Source organism: Desulfurivibrio dismutans, from assembly GCF_029210385.1.
In the GTDB taxonomy this organism is placed as follows: Bacteria; Desulfobacterota; Desulfobulbia; order Desulfobulbales; family Desulfurivibrionaceae; genus Desulfurivibrio; species Desulfurivibrio dismutans.
The window spans coordinates 333,303-347,896 of sequence record NZ_JARGDQ010000002.1 but is presented as its reverse complement, the minus strand read 5'-3'; the positions used below and the strand labels follow the sequence as shown (position 1 = coordinate 347,896).

The 14,594-nt window shown below is 58.8% G+C and carries 16 protein-coding genes and 1 tRNA gene; 5 read left to right on the top strand and 12 right to left on the bottom strand.

Annotation, left to right across the window (positions count from 1 at the left end; genetic code table 11):
* The 12 genes from P0N66_RS03555 to P0N66_RS03500 all read right to left on the bottom strand — a co-directional run bounded on the left by P0N66_RS03555 (position 1) and on the right by P0N66_RS03500 (position 8,768).
* Positions 1 to 1,488 (bottom strand): monovalent cation/H+ antiporter subunit D family protein, encoded by a 1,488-nt coding sequence (locus tag P0N66_RS03555; protein ID WP_275802615.1) that lies wholly within the window; start codon positions 1,486 to 1,488, stop codon positions 1 to 3.
* Between the two features lie 18 nt (positions 1,489 to 1,506).
* The gene (gene nuoK, locus P0N66_RS03550; protein ID WP_275802614.1) at positions 1,507 to 1,833 is read right to left on the bottom strand and encodes an NADH-quinone oxidoreductase subunit NuoK; all 327 of its coding nucleotides are present in this window, start codon (positions 1,831 to 1,833) and stop codon (positions 1,507 to 1,509) included.
* 218 nt (positions 1,834 to 2,051) lie between these two features.
* Positions 2,052 to 2,576 (bottom strand): NADH-quinone oxidoreductase subunit J family protein, encoded by a 525-nt coding sequence (locus P0N66_RS03545; protein WP_275802613.1) that lies wholly within the window; start codon positions 2,574 to 2,576, stop codon positions 2,052 to 2,054.
* Entirely contained in the window at positions 2,573 to 3,019 is a 447-nt protein-coding gene (locus P0N66_RS03540) for a NuoI/complex I 23 kDa subunit family protein (protein ID WP_275802612.1), read from the bottom strand. The genes P0N66_RS03545 and P0N66_RS03540 overlap by 4 nt, the downstream gene beginning before the upstream one ends.
* 1 nt (position 3,020) lies before the next feature.
* The gene (gene nuoH, locus P0N66_RS03535) at positions 3,021 to 4,010 is read right to left on the bottom strand and encodes an NADH-quinone oxidoreductase subunit NuoH (protein WP_275802611.1); all 990 of its coding nucleotides are present in this window, start codon (positions 4,008 to 4,010) and stop codon (positions 3,021 to 3,023) included.
* Positions 4,011 to 4,022: 12 nt separating this feature from the next.
* Positions 4,023 to 5,141 (bottom strand): NADH-quinone oxidoreductase subunit D, encoded by a 1,119-nt coding sequence (locus tag P0N66_RS03530; protein ID WP_275802610.1) that lies wholly within the window; start codon positions 5,139 to 5,141, stop codon positions 4,023 to 4,025.
* Positions 5,138 to 5,764 carry an NADH-quinone oxidoreductase subunit C gene (locus tag P0N66_RS03525; RefSeq protein WP_275802609.1) on the bottom strand — a complete coding sequence of 209 codons (627 nt, stop codon included), beginning with the start codon at positions 5,762 to 5,764 and terminating at the stop codon, positions 5,138 to 5,140. Before P0N66_RS03525 ends, P0N66_RS03530 begins: the two co-directional genes overlap by 4 nt.
* The gene (locus tag P0N66_RS03520) at positions 5,761 to 6,285 is read right to left on the bottom strand and encodes an NADH-quinone oxidoreductase subunit B (protein ID WP_431190002.1); all 525 of its coding nucleotides are present in this window, start codon (positions 6,283 to 6,285) and stop codon (positions 5,761 to 5,763) included. The genes P0N66_RS03525 and P0N66_RS03520 overlap by 4 nt, the downstream gene beginning before the upstream one ends.
* 5 nt (positions 6,286 to 6,290) lie before the next feature.
* Positions 6,291 to 6,683, bottom strand: coding sequence for an NADH-quinone oxidoreductase subunit A (locus P0N66_RS03515; RefSeq protein ID WP_275802607.1), 393 nt, complete (start codon positions 6,681 to 6,683; stop codon positions 6,291 to 6,293).
* A 107-nt stretch (positions 6,684 to 6,790) separates the two neighbouring features.
* Positions 6,791 to 8,281 (bottom strand): UDP-N-acetylmuramate:L-alanyl-gamma-D-glutamyl-meso-diaminopimelate ligase, encoded by a 1,491-nt coding sequence (mpl, locus tag P0N66_RS03510; RefSeq protein ID WP_275802606.1) that lies wholly within the window; start codon positions 8,279 to 8,281, stop codon positions 6,791 to 6,793.
* Positions 8,282 to 8,297: 16 nt separating this feature from the next.
* Entirely contained in the window at positions 8,298 to 8,483 is a 186-nt protein-coding gene (locus P0N66_RS03505; protein ID WP_275802605.1) for a P-loop NTPase family protein, read from the bottom strand.
* A gap of 209 nt (positions 8,484 to 8,692) precedes the next feature.
* Positions 8,693 to 8,768: transfer RNA gene (locus tag P0N66_RS03500), tRNA-Ala, on the bottom strand.
* A gap of 301 nt (positions 8,769 to 9,069) precedes the next feature.
* Here P0N66_RS03500 and P0N66_RS03495 point away from each other — a divergent pair.
* From P0N66_RS03495 to rodA, 5 genes are read left to right on the top strand one after another with little or no spacing between them, the layout of a single operon-like run.
* A complete protein-coding gene (locus P0N66_RS03495; protein ID WP_275802604.1) occupies positions 9,070 to 10,101 on the top strand; it encodes a rod shape-determining protein in 1,032 nt (343 codons plus the stop codon).
* A 51-nt stretch (positions 10,102 to 10,152) separates the two neighbouring features.
* Entirely contained in the window at positions 10,153 to 10,986 is an 834-nt protein-coding gene (mreC, locus tag P0N66_RS03490) for a rod shape-determining protein MreC (RefSeq protein WP_275802603.1), read from the top strand.
* 9 nt (positions 10,987 to 10,995) lie between these two features.
* Positions 10,996 to 11,532: a rod shape-determining protein MreD gene (gene mreD / locus P0N66_RS03485; RefSeq protein ID WP_275802602.1), complete on the top strand. Its 537-nt coding sequence runs from the start codon at positions 10,996 to 10,998 to the stop codon at positions 11,530 to 11,532.
* A gap of 39 nt (positions 11,533 to 11,571) precedes the next feature.
* Entirely contained in the window at positions 11,572 to 13,434 is a 1,863-nt protein-coding gene (mrdA, locus tag P0N66_RS03480; RefSeq protein ID WP_275802601.1) for a penicillin-binding protein 2, read from the top strand.
* Between the two features lie 6 nt (positions 13,435 to 13,440).
* Positions 13,441 to 14,553: a rod shape-determining protein RodA gene (gene rodA, locus P0N66_RS03475; RefSeq protein ID WP_275802600.1), complete on the top strand. Its 1,113-nt coding sequence runs from the start codon at positions 13,441 to 13,443 to the stop codon at positions 14,551 to 14,553.
* Positions 14,554 to 14,594: the final 41 nt, after the last annotated feature.

Genomic DNA, 14,594 nt, shown 5'->3' with positions numbered 1-14,594 from the left:
TTACATCAGTCCCGCAGTTACCATCTTGACAAACTGCAGCATAAAGTCCGGATAAATACCGATAATCACCGAAATGGTGACGGCAATCATAATGGGGATCACCATCGCCAACGGCGCCTCTTTAATCCCCGCCGGCAAGGTTTCGCCAGCCGGGGGCCGACCGAAAAAGGCCTTGTAGGTAATAGGGGCGAAGTAACCCACGTTGAGCAGGGTGGAGGTCAGCAGCACCAGCACAATGCCCAACTGGGCAGCGTCCAGGGAGCCGATCAACAGATACCATTTGGTGACGAAACCGGCCACCGGCGGCGCCCCGATCATGGAAAGCGAGGCGATGGCAAAGGCTCCGAAGGTAAAGGGCATCACCCGGCCCAGGCCGCCCATCTCGGAGATATTTTTCTTATGTGCCGCCACGTAAATGGCGCCGGCGCAGAAGAAGAGGGTGATCTTGGCAAAGGCGTGGTTGGTGATGTGGATAAGGCCGCCTTCCACCGCCGCCGGGGTCAGCAGGGCCACCCCGAGGATGATGTAGCTGAGCTGGCTCACTGTGGAATAGGCCAGCCGGGCCTTGAGGTTGTCTTTAGTCAGAGCGATTATCGACGCTGCCAGGATGGTAAAAGAGACCAGGTAGGCGGTCATTATCCCGAGGTTGAGATCATCCATGATATCGACGCCAAAGACGTAGAGCATCACCCGGGTGGTGCAGAAAACCCCGACCTTGACCACCGCCACCGCATGCAGCAGGGCGGAAACCGGGGTGGGGGCCACCATGGCGCCGGGCAACCAGCCGTGGAACGGCATCACCCCGTTTTTGGCAAAGCCCAGCAGGCAGAAAAAGTACAGCACGGTGACCAGAACCGTGTTGGCCCCCTCGGGCAGGATGCCGGTGCTGACGTTGTCGGCAAACTCCAGGGTGCCGGTGAGCACGTAGATCAAAATCATGGCCGGCAGCACCAGGCCTTTGGCGGTGGTGGTCAGATAAACGATGTACTTCTTGGCCCCCTCGTAGCCCTCCTGGTCCTGATGATGGGCCACCAGGGGGTAGGTGCCAATGCTGACGATCTCGTAGAAGAGATAGAGGGTGAAAAGGTTATCGGAAAAGGCCACCCCCATGGCCCCGAAAAGGGCCAGGGCGAAACAGGTGTTGAACCTGGTCTGAGCATGTTCATGCAGCCCCCGCATGTAGCCGGCGGAATAGGAGACGGCCAGAATCCAGAGAAAGGAAGCGGCCAGGGCGAAAATCAGCGAAAAGGCGTCCACCCGCAGGGTGACTGAAACCCCCGGCAGGATTTGGAAAATGGGATAGACCAGGGTCTGGCCGGCCAGAATCACCGGCACCATGGAAGCGATGATGGTGAACATCACCACGGCCGCCAGCATGGACCACGATTCCCGGATATTGGGATTGCGGCCGGAAAGCATCACCAGGATGGCCCCGATCAGGGCGACCAGCAGGGCCAGCAACGGTTTTGACGAAACAATTGGTTCCATAATCAGGCAATCCTTGGGTTACCCCGCCAGCTCCGCCGTCTCTTCGGGGTCGATGGACTTGTAGTTACGGTAAACCGCGACAATGATACTAAGAATAATGGCCGCCTCCGCTGCCGCCAGGCCCATGATGAAAAGGGCAAAGATCTGGCCCACCACCGGGTCGGGCACCAGAAAACGGTTGAATGCCATGAAGTTCACCGATGCAGCGCAAAGCACCAACTCGGCGGAAATCAGAATCCCGATCAGGCTACGATTTTTGAGGATCCCGTAAATCCCGAAGCCAAGCAGCAGGGCGGCGATCAGCAGATAGGTCTCAAGCGTATTGTAAACAACCGGTATTTCCATGTCTTCTCCAAATAAATAACAAAAACTACAAGAGCCCAACGTCATCGGACCCGGCACCGAGGACAGGAGCCGTAAAACCCGGTTTAACTTTCCAGCCCCCCACGGGAATCGGGGTAAAACGTTCGCCAGTGCCGCAGGTTGCGACAAGCGGGACGGTGCCGCGTACATCACCACGCAAGCCGGGCCGATCGCCGCAAGATGCGGTGCTGGCGAACGTTTTACCGGCGGCGACCGCGGCGGGCCAACACCAGTGAACCCAAGATGGCCACCAACAAAATCAGGGAAATCAGTTCAAAACTGACCACAAAGGTGGTCATCATCGCCCGTCCCACATCCTCCAGGGCGCCGGCGTTAACCCGCGCCGCCGCTTCCGGCCAGGAAGTCCTCAGTGCCAGAGCAGCCAACCCCCAGGTCATCAGGGCGGCGACGGCAAAAGCTCCCGGCCCGGCCAGAGGATGCGCCCGCTCCAATCTCTGCACCCCTTGCGGCTCGGCCAGCATCACTGCAAAGACGATGGCCACACACACCGCCCCGGCGTATATCAGGATCTGCATCAGGGCCAGAAAGGGGCTTTGCAGGAAATAATAAATTCCGGCCACTCCCACCAGGCACAGGGCCAGACCGCACACCGCCCGGATCAGATTGACGGCGTTGGTGGCGACCAGGGCGCCGAAGATGATCAGCAGGATAAAGCCGAAAAAAACCACCCCGGCCAATCCCTCTACGGTAAGTAATGGCGTCATCGCCTCCGTTCCTCACAACGTTTTAGCAGGTCAAAAACGAAATTTTCGGCCTGTAAGCCGGCCAGGTTGTACTCTTTGGAAAAATCCAGGGCATTGGTGGGGCAGCTTTCCACGCAAAGCCCGCAGAGACTGCATTTGGTAAAGTCCAGCCGGTAACCGGTAAGTACCTTCTTCTTGGCCCCTTCCGGTTTTTCGCTTTTGAGGGTGATGCAGCCGGAAGGACAGTTGCGCTGGCACATGCCGCAGGCAATACACTTGTTGCCGCTCTCCGCTTCCGCGTCGGGAATCAGGTCGATATGGCCCCGGTAACGGGGCGCCATCTTAACCGCCTGGCGGGGGTATTGCAGGGTCACCACCGGCTGGATCATGTACCTGAAGGTGATTCCCAGGCCCACCAGCAGGCTTTTGCAACCGTCGTAAACTTCTCTGAAGTAGCCGCTCATCTTAAAACACCTTCAGCATGGCCGCAGTAAGCACCAGGATGGCCAGGGAAAACGGCACCAGCACTTTCCAGGATAGGTTAAGTAAGCCGTAAAGGGTGGTTCGGGGGTAGGTCCAGCGAACCCACATCACCACAAACACCAGCAGATAGGTCTTCAACAGCAGCCAATGGATGCCCGGCAGCCAACCGAAAGGACACTGCCAGCCACCGAGAAAAAGTATGCTGGCCAAGGCGCAGCCGACAAAAACGTGGCCGTATTCGCCCAGGAAGAACAGTCCGAAACCCATGCCTCCGTACTCGGTGTGAAAACCCGCCACCAGTTCGCTTTCCGCCTCACCCAGGTCGAAAGGCGCCCGGTTGGTTTCGGCCATGGCGCAGACAAAGAAAATCAGGAAGGAGACCGGCAGCAGGAGACTGCCGTTCCAGGGGAAGATATACCACTGCAGCAGGTTCTGCTGCTGGCCGACGATGGTGTTGAGGTTCATACTGCCGGCAATCATCACCATGGTCACCACGGTGATCAGCATCGGCACCTCGTAGGCGACGTTTTGCGAGACCGCCCGGGTGGCGGAAATAACCGCATACTTGTTGTTGGAACCCCAGCCGCCCATGAGCAGGGCCAGCACGTTGACCGAAGCGATGGCGAAAATCAACAGCAAACCGATATTGATATCCCGGGCCACCAGGGCCGGGCCGAAGGGGATTACCACAAAGACCATCACCGCAGTGATCATGGTCAGGGCCGGGGCCAGGCGGTAGAGCACCGGATCGGCCTTGGCCGGCACCACCAGCTGTTTGCTCATCAGCTTAATACCGTCGGCCAGGGACTGGAAAATTCCAAACGGCCCGACCTCCTTGGGCCCGATGCGGCGCTGAATATGGCCGGCCACCTTCCGTTCCAGCCAGACCGAGAAGGCGGCGTTGAGGCCGACCAGAGCCATGATGCCGCCCACGAAGGCCAAAACCCGGAATATTTCTGGAAGTTCACTCATCACACGGGACTCCTAGCGGTCGATATCCGGAATTACCAGGTCCAGGCTGCCGAACAGGGCCACCGCATCGGCCAACAGCAGACCGCGGGCCGCTTCGCCAAAGAGACTGACGTTGCTGAAACATGGTGAGCGCAGCTTGAGACGATAGGGGGTATTGGTGCCGTCGCTGACCAGCCGGATCCCGAAGGATCCCCGGGCCGCTTCCACGGCACAATAATAGTCGCCCTTGGGCGGCTTGATGATCTTGGGCACCTTTTCCGCCATCACCGGCCCCTCGGGCAGTTTGTCGAGACCCTGTTCGACAATGCGCAGACTCTGTTCGATTTCATCCATGCGCACCAGGTAACGGGCCATGGAATCCCCTTGTTCATAAACGGGAACATCAAAATCAAACTCGGGATACACTGAATAAGGTTCGTGTTTACGCACGTCGTAAGGAATGCCGGAGCCTCTGGCCACCGGGCCGGTGGCCCCGTATTTGCGGCACATCTCGGCGCTGATCGGCCCGATTCCCTCCAACCGCTGGCGGAGAATGACATTTTTGGTGATCAGGTTGTGATACATCGGCATCTTGTCGCGAATCCGCTTGACAAGAGCCCTGGCACCGTCCACGAAATCATCATCGACATCGTTATAGAGGCCGCCGAAGCGGAAATAACAGTAAGTGAGGCGAGAACCGGTGACCCTCTCCAGCAGATCGAGAATTTGCTCACGATCATCCATGGCGTACAGCAACGGGGTAAAGCCACCCAGGTCGAGGACAAAGGCCCCCAACCACAACAGATGGCTGGAAACCCGATTCAGCTCAACAGTAATTACCCGCAGATATTCGGCCCGCTCCGGCACCGCAATGCCGGCGGCCCGCTCCACCGTCGCCACATGACCATGGGTGCAGGCCATGGCCGACAGGTAATCCAGCCGGCTGGGATTGGGAAGATACTGGTGATAGGTGCGGTTTTCCCCCATCTTTTCGTGCATGCGATGGATGTATCCCAGCACCGGCTCGGCCTCGACGATATATTCGCCGTCCATCACCAGCTTGACCCGCAGGGCGCCGTGGGTGGCCGGATGCTGTGGCCCCATGTTGAGGACGAAAGTCTCGTAGGTTGGATCAGCGGCCAATACGCTCATGGCTTATAATCCTTGCGCAAGGGGTGAAAATCGGCGTCTTCCGGCAGCAGCAGCGGCGAAAGATCGGGATGCCCGGTAAACACCAGCCCGAAAAAATCGTGGGCTTCCCTCTCGTGCCAATTGGCGCCGGGGTATATGTCGGAGATGGAGGGCAATTCCGGCAGGCTGCGGGGCACCCGAACGCGGATGGTGACCCGGCAAAGCTCCCGGAAATGATTAAAATCGTAAACCACCTCGAAACTGTCTTCCTCGGGTTCGGGTGATTCTTCCGGGGCCGGCGCGGGCGGAGGCTCGGCCGCCGGGGCTGCGACAGCCCCGGCATCACCGGGCGCCTCCCCTGCTGCCTGTTCAGCGGCCTCGGCGGCGGCTTTTTCCGCGGCTTTTTTCGCGGCGGCGGCCTGTTTGGCTGCTTCCTTGGCCAGGGCCTCCTGTTCGCCCAGCCAGTCGACCCCGGTGATGGACTCGATGAAAAATCCTTCCTGGTCGAGCACCTGCACCACCGCCGTGATCTCTTGGGAAGGCAGGGTCACGTCAACATGAAAACCCCGGGCGGCATAATCGACGGCGCCAACCTGGACCCCAGCTACGGCCGCCAGGCTCTTTTGCACGTCGGCGGCCTTCATGACGCCACCTCCGGCTCAACCCTGGGAAAACGGCGGTGGCCGGTGAGTTTTTCTTCCAGTTGCAGCAGACCCTCGATCAGGGCTTCGGGCCGCGGCGGGCAACCGGGGATATAGACGTCCACCGGCAGGATCTTGTCCGCCCCTTCGACAATTCCATACTGGCCTTCAAAAACGAAAGGGCCGCCGGAAATGGCACAGTTACCCATGGCGATCACCCATTTGGGATGAGGCATCTGTTCGTAAAGGGTAACGATGGCCGGGGCCATCTTTTTGCTGATGGTGCCGGCCACGATCATCACGTCGGACTGCTTGGGGGCGGGCCGGAAGACTCCGGCTCCGAAACGATCGAGGTCAAACCGGGAGGCGCCGGTGGCCATCATTTCGATGGCGCAGCAGGCCAGGCCGAAGGTCAGGGGCCACAGCGAATTGGCCCGCCCCAGGTTCAGCAGCTTGTCCAGCGCGGCAAACTGCACCACCGGCGGATGCTCATCCGATTGCCGCGCAAGAGGGTTGTTGGGCATTTTGATCATACTCTCCGTTCCCACTGAAAAACTCCCTTTTTCCAGGCGTAGACCACGGCCAGCGCCAGGGTATCAATGAAAAGAAAAATGACGATAAAGTCGAGCAGGGCGGAACCGAGGATGACTTCTTGGGCGTAGATCAGGGCGACTGGGAAAAGAAACAGGACGTCGACGGCGAAGGCGAGAAAAACCAGGGCGTAAAGATAGTAGACGATACCGAAGCGAACCCAGGCTTCGCCGATGGGCTGCATGCCGCACTCGTAGAGGGTGTCGGTTTGCGGCTGACGGGTACGGGGGGCCAGCAGCAGCGAGATGATGATGGGCCCCAGGGCAAAGCCCACACCTCCGAGGAAGAACGCGACCACGTACAAGAGATCAATCAGGTATTCCTGTTCCACTCTTCCTCTCCTTTCCCCAGAAACTTTCCCCCGAACCCCTCCGGAAAACAGAATCTGCCCCTGCTTTTAGCCGGGCTAAACCGCAAGGTCAAGAAAAAAATGAATAGTTATTCAGAAAAAACCGCCGAGCCCGGAAGTTGACGCAATTGATCCAGCAAGCGCTGGTGAATATTATCAAAGCCGCCGTTGGACAGAATCGCCACCACATCACCGGGTCGGACACTGGTTGCCAGTTCGTCGATGATCGCCTGAACATCGCCAAAGGCCTGAGCCTGGCGGCCGGTGGCGGCAAGATCGGCCGCCAGACGGGTCACCGAAAAACGCTCGCCGACGGGAATAGCTTCCAACCCTTCGGGCTCACGGAGCAAGACCCGGTCGGCGGCAGCAAACACCGGCACATAGGCTTCCTGGAACACCGACCGACGGCTGGAGTTGGTCCGGGGCTCAAACACCGCCACCAGTCGGCGGCCGGGATAAGCGGCCTTGAGGGCGCTTAATGTTTCCCGCACCGCCGTGGGATGATGGGCAAAATCATCAATCACCGTGACTCCGGCCGCAACCCCGCGCACCTCCTGCCGCCGCCGCACCCCGACGAAAGCCGCCAACCCGGCGGCCATGGTCGCCGACGCCACCCCGAGGTGGTCCAGGACGGCGATTACCGCCAGCGCATTCAAAGCATTATGTCGTCCCGGCATCCGGCTGAAAAAGTCGCCAAAATGCGCCCCGTCCCGCTCCACCGTGAACCGGGTGCCCTCGGGGCTTATCGCCAGGTCGCGCATCCGCCAGCCGGCGGTCTGGCTTTCCCCGTAACCCAGCACCGGACAGGGCGCGGCAGCCACCAGCTCGCGCACCACCGGGTCATCGACCCAGGCCACCAGCCGGCCGGCCGGCGGCATCAGGGCCACCAGCCGAGCAAAGGAGGCCTTGACCGCCGCCAGATCGGGATAGATGTCAGCATGATCAAACTCCACCCCGGTGAGAATACAGACCTCAGGGCAGTAGTGGAGGAACTTGGGGCCCTTGTCGAAAAAGGCGGTATCGTACTCATCGCCTTCACTGACGAAAAAATGGCCGCTGCCGGCACGGGAACTGCGCCCGAAGGCCTGGACAATACCGCCGACCATGAAGCCGGGATCCAACCCGGCATGATCGAGCAGAGTGGCCAGCAAAGAAGATGTGGTGGTTTTGCCGTGGGTACCGGCCACCACCAGGGATCGCCGGTTGGCCAGAAAATAATGGCGCAGGGCCTGGGGAAAGGAAAGATAGGGCAGGCGCCGGCGGGCCAACTCCCGGGCCTCGGGATTATCCGCCCGGATAACATTGCCGACGATCACCAGATCAGGGCCGGCGGCCAGATTCTGCGGCCCGTAACCCTCCATGACCGGAATCCCCAGCCGGACCAGGTAGTCGCTCATGGGGGGATAGACTTTCCGGTCGGAACCGCTGACCTGCCAGCCCGCCTCCTGCAGCATCCCGGCCAGTGCCGCCATGCCGGTACCGCCGATGCCCATCAGGTGGACATGCCTTACCCCGGGCGGGGGACAATTGAGGGCCGGGTCCAGCGACGGGCCGGCAGCGGCATGGGCGACGGACGACATAAGCAGGCAGCCGGCCTCAGGAGCGCACGGTGTCGCGAACGGTTCCGTGGATCTCGCGAAAGGTCTCACTAAAATTGGTCGGAGAGAGCCGACCGACTTCAATAAATTTCACCACAATCTCCTTGGCCACCTTAAGCACGGCTTCATCGCTTACCGGCCGCCCTACCGCCTGACCAGTATTTTCCCCGGAACCAGTACCCATAACCAGACACCTCGCTGATGTAAATATCGCCGACAAGCGTTTGCAGACGTTTTTACAGAAAAGAAAGCCCCTGCCGTTGAGAAGAAGGCCAATTCAACAGGCAACGGCAGAGGCCCCTGGTTTCGAGAAAAACCGGCCAGGCCCTCCCCGCTTTAACCAGCGGCAACATGTTATTCAACTTTTAAAAAAAAGTAAGCCAAAAAAAGAAGTGGTGGAGCTAAGCGGGATCGAACCGCTGACCTCTTGAATGCCATTCAAGCGCTCTCCCAGCTGAGCTATAGCCCCACGTCAAAATCGGATACAGCAGAGATATGGGCCCCGGTGAGTTTCCTCCGTCAGGGGCGGCTCCTCGTTTACCATGCACCGCCGGCGACTGTCAAGTTTTTTCCCGGACCAGCTCCCTCCTCAACTTCTTCCAAACACACAACCCGGAGAAGGGGAAAATATCTTTAATTCCCCCGTATTAATTGTTGCCAGGGGGGCAAGACTCTGCTACAGTTCCCATGTTTTAGTGTTTTACATAACCGTCTTAATTTGCTTGACTGCATCTCCCGATAATATTTCACCGCACAACGTGAGGATCACAATGTTCCTTGATTCTGTCTTCGGCTTCCTTTCCAACGACCTGGCAATCGACCTGGGCACCGCCAACACCTTGGTTTTTGTCAAGGGCAAGGGTATTGTTCTGCGCGAACCCTCAGTGGTAGCGGTACGCAAGGACGCCCGCGCCAACAAGGTACTGGCCGTGGGCAAGGAAGCCAAAATGATGCTTGGCCGAACCCCCGGCAACATTACCGCCATCCGGCCCATCAAGGACGGGGTTATCGCTGACTTTGAAGTAACCGAAGCCATGTTGCGGTATTTCATCAACAAGGTGCACAACCGACGCACTTTGGTCCATCCCCGCATTATCATAAGCGTACCCTCCGGGATTACCCAGGTGGAAAAACGGGCGGTCAAGGAGTCGGCGGAATCCGCCGGCGCCCGCGAAGTTTACCTCATCGAAGAACCAATGGCGGCGGCCATCGGGGCCGGCCTGCCGATCACCGAGCCCACGGCCAACATGGTGGTGGACATCGGCGGCGGCACCACCGAGGTGGCGGTTATCTCCCTGGCCGGGGTGGTCTACGCCAGTTCGGTGCGGGTGGCCGGCGACAAGATGGACGAATCCATCATGCACTACATCAAGCGGCGGCACAATCTGGCCATCGGTGAGCATACCTCGGAGGTAATCAAAACCACGGTGGCCGATGTTCTGCCGGAAGAGCCGTTTCAAACCATGGAAATCAAAGGCCGGGATCTGGTTTCCGGGGTGCCCAAAACTCTGGTTATTTCATCGGAGGAGATTCGCCAGGCCATTACCGAACAGGTGGACGCCATCATCGAGGCGGTGAAGATGGCCCTGGAACTGACCCCCCCCGAACTGGCCGCCGACATCGTTGACCAGGGCGTGGTTCTGACCGGTGGCGGGGCACTGTTGCGCAACCTCGATAAGCGGTTACGGGATGAAACGGGGGTTCCCGTGATCATCGCCGAAGACCCCCTTTCCTCGGTGGTTCTGGGGTCCGGCAAGGCGCTGGAAAATCTTGATGTTCTCAAGGAGGTCCTGACCAGTTGAGTCCGGACGGTCGCCACCCCGGCGCACGCTGAGCCTGGTGAACGATTTATTATGAAAAAAAGAGGCAAACGCGCCCGTCAGGCACGTAACCTGCTGGTTTTTGGTTTTGTCGCCGCCCTGCTGGTGATTATCATTTTTACCTCGCTGGGGCGCAAAGAGTTCAACGTCTTCCACAAGCTCGGCCTGGAAGTGGTAGGGGTGGCCCAGGCAGTCAGCACCGGCATCGGCGGCTACTTCGGCGGCATCTGGACCGACTACCGTGAGCTGATCAATGTCCGGGAAGAAAACCGGCGCCTGCGGGAAGAACTGCGCCAGCACAAGGCCGCCACCAGCCAGTACCGCGAGGCGGTGGCCACCAATGTCCGCCTCAAGAAGCTGCTGGAACTGCGGGAGTCCCTGCCGGACCCCACCATCACCGCCCGGGTCATCGGCCGGGACTCGTCCTTATGGTTCAAAACCATCACCATAGACCGGGGCAGCAGCGACGGCGTTGAACGCGGCATGCCGGTGGTCACTGTCGAGGGTGTGGTGGGCCAGGTAATCAACACCTCACCCAACTACGCCAAGGTCCTGCTGGCCAACGACCCCAACAGCGCCATCGATGTGATCGTGCAAAAAAACCGGGTTCAGGGTATAGTCAGGGGCGACAGCGACGGCTTCACCCTGCATTACGTTCTGCGCACTTCCGACGTGGCCGAGGGCGACCATGTCATCACCTCCGGCCTGGGCGGAGTTTTCCCCAAGGGACTGCCGGTGGGACAGGTATCGGAGGTGGTAAGGGCCCGGCGGGGCATGTTTCAGAGCATCCAGGTGGAACCGGCCGCCAACTTTTCCCGGCTGGAACACCTTATTATCATCATGAAAAAATCATCACTGGCGGAATAATTTTTTTTAATGGGCCCCGTTTTTTTCGGCTTCGGCATACTGCTGCTGGTTTTGCAGACCACGACTTTTCATCTGTTGCCATCGTGGCTGGGGCGCCCCGACCTGCTCTTTTTGCTGCTCTGCTTCATCATCATTTATTTTGAAACCGGTCCCGGCCTGATTCTCACCCTTCTGCTTGGCATGCTGGTGGATGTTTTTTCCGGCGTTCACCTGGGACTGCACTCGCTGGCCTACCTGCTGCTCTTTTTGGTTCTGCGCACCATGGTCCGCAATCTGGCGATCCAGGGCAGCCTGCACCAGATCCCCCTGGTAATTGCCGGCTTTTTGGCCACCACCAGCTTTGTGCACCTGCTGGCCACCCTGCTTGCTCCGGAAAACCCGGTTCTTTGGAACTGGCCTCTATTGCTGCAGAATATCATTATTCTGGGCATTGTCTGTCTGCCTTTTTTTCAACTTTGCCAGGGTCTGATGACCCTGCTGGACAAGCGACCTCCCATGATCTGGATGCCCTTCCGCCGCCACCCACCCAATCGTTTCAAGGTCTAACCAACTCTCATGCTTAGACCCGTTGGCAACATCACTAAAATGGATCCGGCCGAGCTCAAGATGCTCAAGAAACGGACCGATGCCGCCACCGCCATTATCTTTTTGGTGGTGGCTATTCTCGTTCTGCGGCTATGGCATCTGCAGATCCAGCAGGGTAGTGAATACCTGCAGCGTTCGGAAAGCAACCGCATCCGGGTGCAGCAGTTGGCCGCCCCCCGCGGCAACTTGCTGGATCGCCACGGCGTAACCCTGGTTACCAACCGTCCCCGTTTCAACGTCATCTGGATTCGTGAGGACGCCCCCCATCCCGATGAGGTTATCAGGCAACTGGCCAGGATTCTGGAACTGGATATCAGCGAACTGCTGGACCGCATCCGGGCCGGGGCCGACCAGCCGCGGTTTATCCCTACCCGCCTGAAGGAGGACATCGACTGGCGCACCCTGGTACAGATTGAAAACAACAGTTTCAACTTGCCCGGGGTGCAGATCGAGGTACAGCCCAGCCGGAACTATCTGTACGGCAACATGGCCTCACACCTGGTGGGATATCTGGGGGAAATCAACCGCCGCGAACTGGAACTGCACCGGGCCGAGGATTACCGCGCCGGTGACCCCATCGGCAAAATGGGACTGGAAAAGCTCTTTGAACCCTTCCTGCGTGGCGAGAAGGGACGCAGCTACGTTGAAGTTGATGTCCGCGGCTTTACCCAGAAACAACTGCAGATCCAGGAACCGCTGCCCGGCAACGACCTGCAGTTGACACTGGATCTGCAGATGCAACAGGCGGCGGAAGAGGGTCTGCGGGATCAGTCCGGCGGAGTGGTGGCCATGGAGGTAAACACCGGCCGATTACTGGTAATGGCCAGCGCCCCACATCTGCCGCTGGAAAACTTTGTTGGCGGAATCCCGCGCACGGTCTGGCAGGATTTGCTGGACGACCGCCGGGCACCACTGCTCAACAAGCCGGTGCAGGGACAGTACGCGCCGGGCTCAACCTACAAGGCCATCACTGCCCTGGCCGCCCTGGAAGAGGGAGTAATCACCCCGGACACTTCTTTTCAATGCAATGGCAGCATTATTTTCCAGGGCCGGCGCTATCATTGCTGGCAACGACGCGGCCATGGGCAAGTCAAACTGCGCCAGGCCATGGCCGAATCCTGCGATGTTTATTTTTACCAGCTGGGACAGCGCCTGGGGATCGACACCCTGGCCAAGTACGCCAGGCTGTTGGGCCTGGGCCGCAAAACCGGGATCGTGCTGGAACATGAGAAGGAAGGGCTGGTGCCAACCGCCGAATGGAAACGACAGCGACACCGGGAGCCATGGCAGGACGGCGAAACCCTGTCGGTGGCCATCGGCCAGGGTTTTAATTTGGCCACCCCTCTGCAGATAACCCGCATGACTGCCGCCATCGCCAATGGCGGTCGGTTTTACCAGCCCAAGTTGGTGGCTGCCATCATCGACCCCGAAGGCGAAGTGGTACGAGAATTCCAGCCGGAACCGGAAAAAGAAATAACGGAAATCCCAGACAGCTCCTGGGGGCTGCTGCGGGAAACCATGGTGGCTGCGGTCATGGACCAGCGGGCCACCGGCCGTTCCGCTCGGATCCAAGATATCACCGTGGCCGGCAAAACCGGGACCTCCCAGGTGGTACGACTGTCCCAGATTGAGCATTACGAAGAGGATGAAATCCCCTACCATTTGAGAGATCATGCCTGGTTTACGGCTTATGCCCCGGCGGAAAAGCCGGAGGTGGCGGTTACGGTGCTGGTGGAGCACGGTGGAAGCGGTGGCGCGGTGGCCGCCCCTCTGGCCAAAGCAGTGCTGGAAGCTTACTTCCGCCAGCAGAAAAAGCTGGATCTTCCGGAGCCGCCCGACCAGCTAAGCCAGGGCGAGGAGTAATAAAACATGTTTCGTTTTGACCGACGTCTGCTGCAAAGCTTCGACTGGGTAATGCTGGTCGCAGTAATCATCATCGCCCTGCTGGGCCTGCTGAACCTGTACAGTGCAGCTTCCCTGCACAAAGGGTTCGGCACCTCGGTTTTTGTCAAACAGATTTACTATTATCTGCTGGGTTTCTGCGTCATTTTGACGATCCTGATGGTGGATTACAAGGTACTCACCAAATGGAGCTATCCCTTTTATATCATGACCATTTTTTTGCTGCTGGCGGCCCTCTTTTTCGGCACCGAAGTGGCCGGCACCCAGCGCTGGATCAACCTCGGTTTTTTTCGCCTGCAGCCCTCGGAGCCGGCCAAGCTAATGCTGGTGATCACCCTGGCCAGTTACTACTACCGCAAAGATACCGGCGCCGGCTTCGCCTTCAAGGAGCTTATTATTCCCATGGGGCTGACCATCCTGCCCTTTGCCCTGATCGTCAAGCAGCCCGACCTGGGCACCGCCATGATGATGATCATCGTTTTTGTTTCCATGACCCTTTTTGTGAAGCTCAAGTGGTCCACCCTGGTTACCCTGGCCGGCGTTGCTCTCTCCTTCGTTCCCCTGGTCTGGCTCTTTTATCTTAAACCCTACCAGCGGCAGCGCATTCTTACTTTTATCAACCCGGAAAGCGACCCCCTGGGCAGCGGCTACCATATCGCCCAGTCGAAAATCGCCGTGGGCAGCGGCGCCACTTTCGGCAAAGGCTACATGCAGGGCACCCAGGCCCAGTTGGACTTTCTGCCTGAACGCCATACCGATTTCGCCTTTTCGGTCTGGGCCGAAGAGTGGGGCTTTGTCGGTTCGCTCTTTTTTCTGGCCTGCTACTTTTTCATCATTCTCTGGGGGCTGAACATCGCCCTCACCGCCCGGGACAAGTTCGGGGTATTGCTGGCCTTCGGCATCGTCTCACTGCTTTTCTGGCAGGCCTTTGTCAATTTGGGGATGGTACTGGGACTGCTGCCGGTGGTGGGGATGCCGCTGCCGCTGTTCAGCTATGGCGGCTCATCGCTGCTCACCACTTTGGCTGCCATCGGCATTTTAATGAATATCAGAATGCGAAGGTTTATGACCAGCGGCTGAAGGGGCAGCAGTGCCGCATTTTGCGGCACTGCTGCCCTTTC

Bases quoted from the DNA above. Each gene is read 5' to 3' on its own strand.
- P0N66_RS03525 (WP_275802609.1), bottom strand. From the start codon at position 5,764: ATGAAGGCCGCCGACGTGCAAAAGAGCCTGGCGGCCGTAGCTGGGGTC.
- mreC (WP_275802603.1), top strand. From the start codon at position 10,153: ATGAAAAAAAGAGGCAAACGCGCCCGTCAGGCACGTAACCTGCTGGTT.
- P0N66_RS03555 (WP_275802615.1), bottom strand. From the start codon at position 1,488: ATGGAACCAATTGTTTCGTCAAAACCGTTGCTGGCCCTGCTGGTCGCC.
- rodA (WP_275802600.1), top strand. From the start codon at position 13,441: ATGTTTCGTTTTGACCGACGTCTGCTGCAAAGCTTCGACTGGGTAATG.
- P0N66_RS03540 (WP_275802612.1), bottom strand. From the start codon at position 3,019: ATGAGCGGCTACTTCAGAGAAGTTTACGACGGTTGCAAAAGCCTGCTG.
- mreD (WP_275802602.1), top strand. From the start codon at position 10,996: ATGGGCCCCGTTTTTTTCGGCTTCGGCATACTGCTGCTGGTTTTGCAG.
- P0N66_RS03495 (WP_275802604.1), top strand. From the start codon at position 9,070: ATGTTCCTTGATTCTGTCTTCGGCTTCCTTTCCAACGACCTGGCAATC.
- mpl (WP_275802606.1), bottom strand. From the start codon at position 8,281: ATGTCGTCCGTCGCCCATGCCGCTGCCGGCCCGTCGCTGGACCCGGCC.
- P0N66_RS03530 (WP_275802610.1), bottom strand. From the start codon at position 5,141: ATGAGCGTATTGGCCGCTGATCCAACCTACGAGACTTTCGTCCTCAAC.
- P0N66_RS03520 (WP_431190002.1), bottom strand. From the start codon at position 6,285: ATGCCCAACAACCCTCTTGCGCGGCAATCGGATGAGCATCCGCCGGTG.
- mrdA (WP_275802601.1), top strand. From the start codon at position 11,572: ATGGATCCGGCCGAGCTCAAGATGCTCAAGAAACGGACCGATGCCGCC.
- nuoH (WP_275802611.1), bottom strand. From the start codon at position 4,010: ATGAGTGAACTTCCAGAAATATTCCGGGTTTTGGCCTTCGTGGGCGGC.
- nuoK (WP_275802614.1), bottom strand. From the start codon at position 1,833: ATGGAAATACCGGTTGTTTACAATACGCTTGAGACCTATCTGCTGATC.
- P0N66_RS03545 (WP_275802613.1), bottom strand. From the start codon at position 2,576: ATGACGCCATTACTTACCGTAGAGGGATTGGCCGGGGTGGTTTTTTTC.
- P0N66_RS03505 (WP_275802605.1), bottom strand. From the start codon at position 8,483: ATGGGTACTGGTTCCGGGGAAAATACTGGTCAGGCGGTAGGGCGGCCG.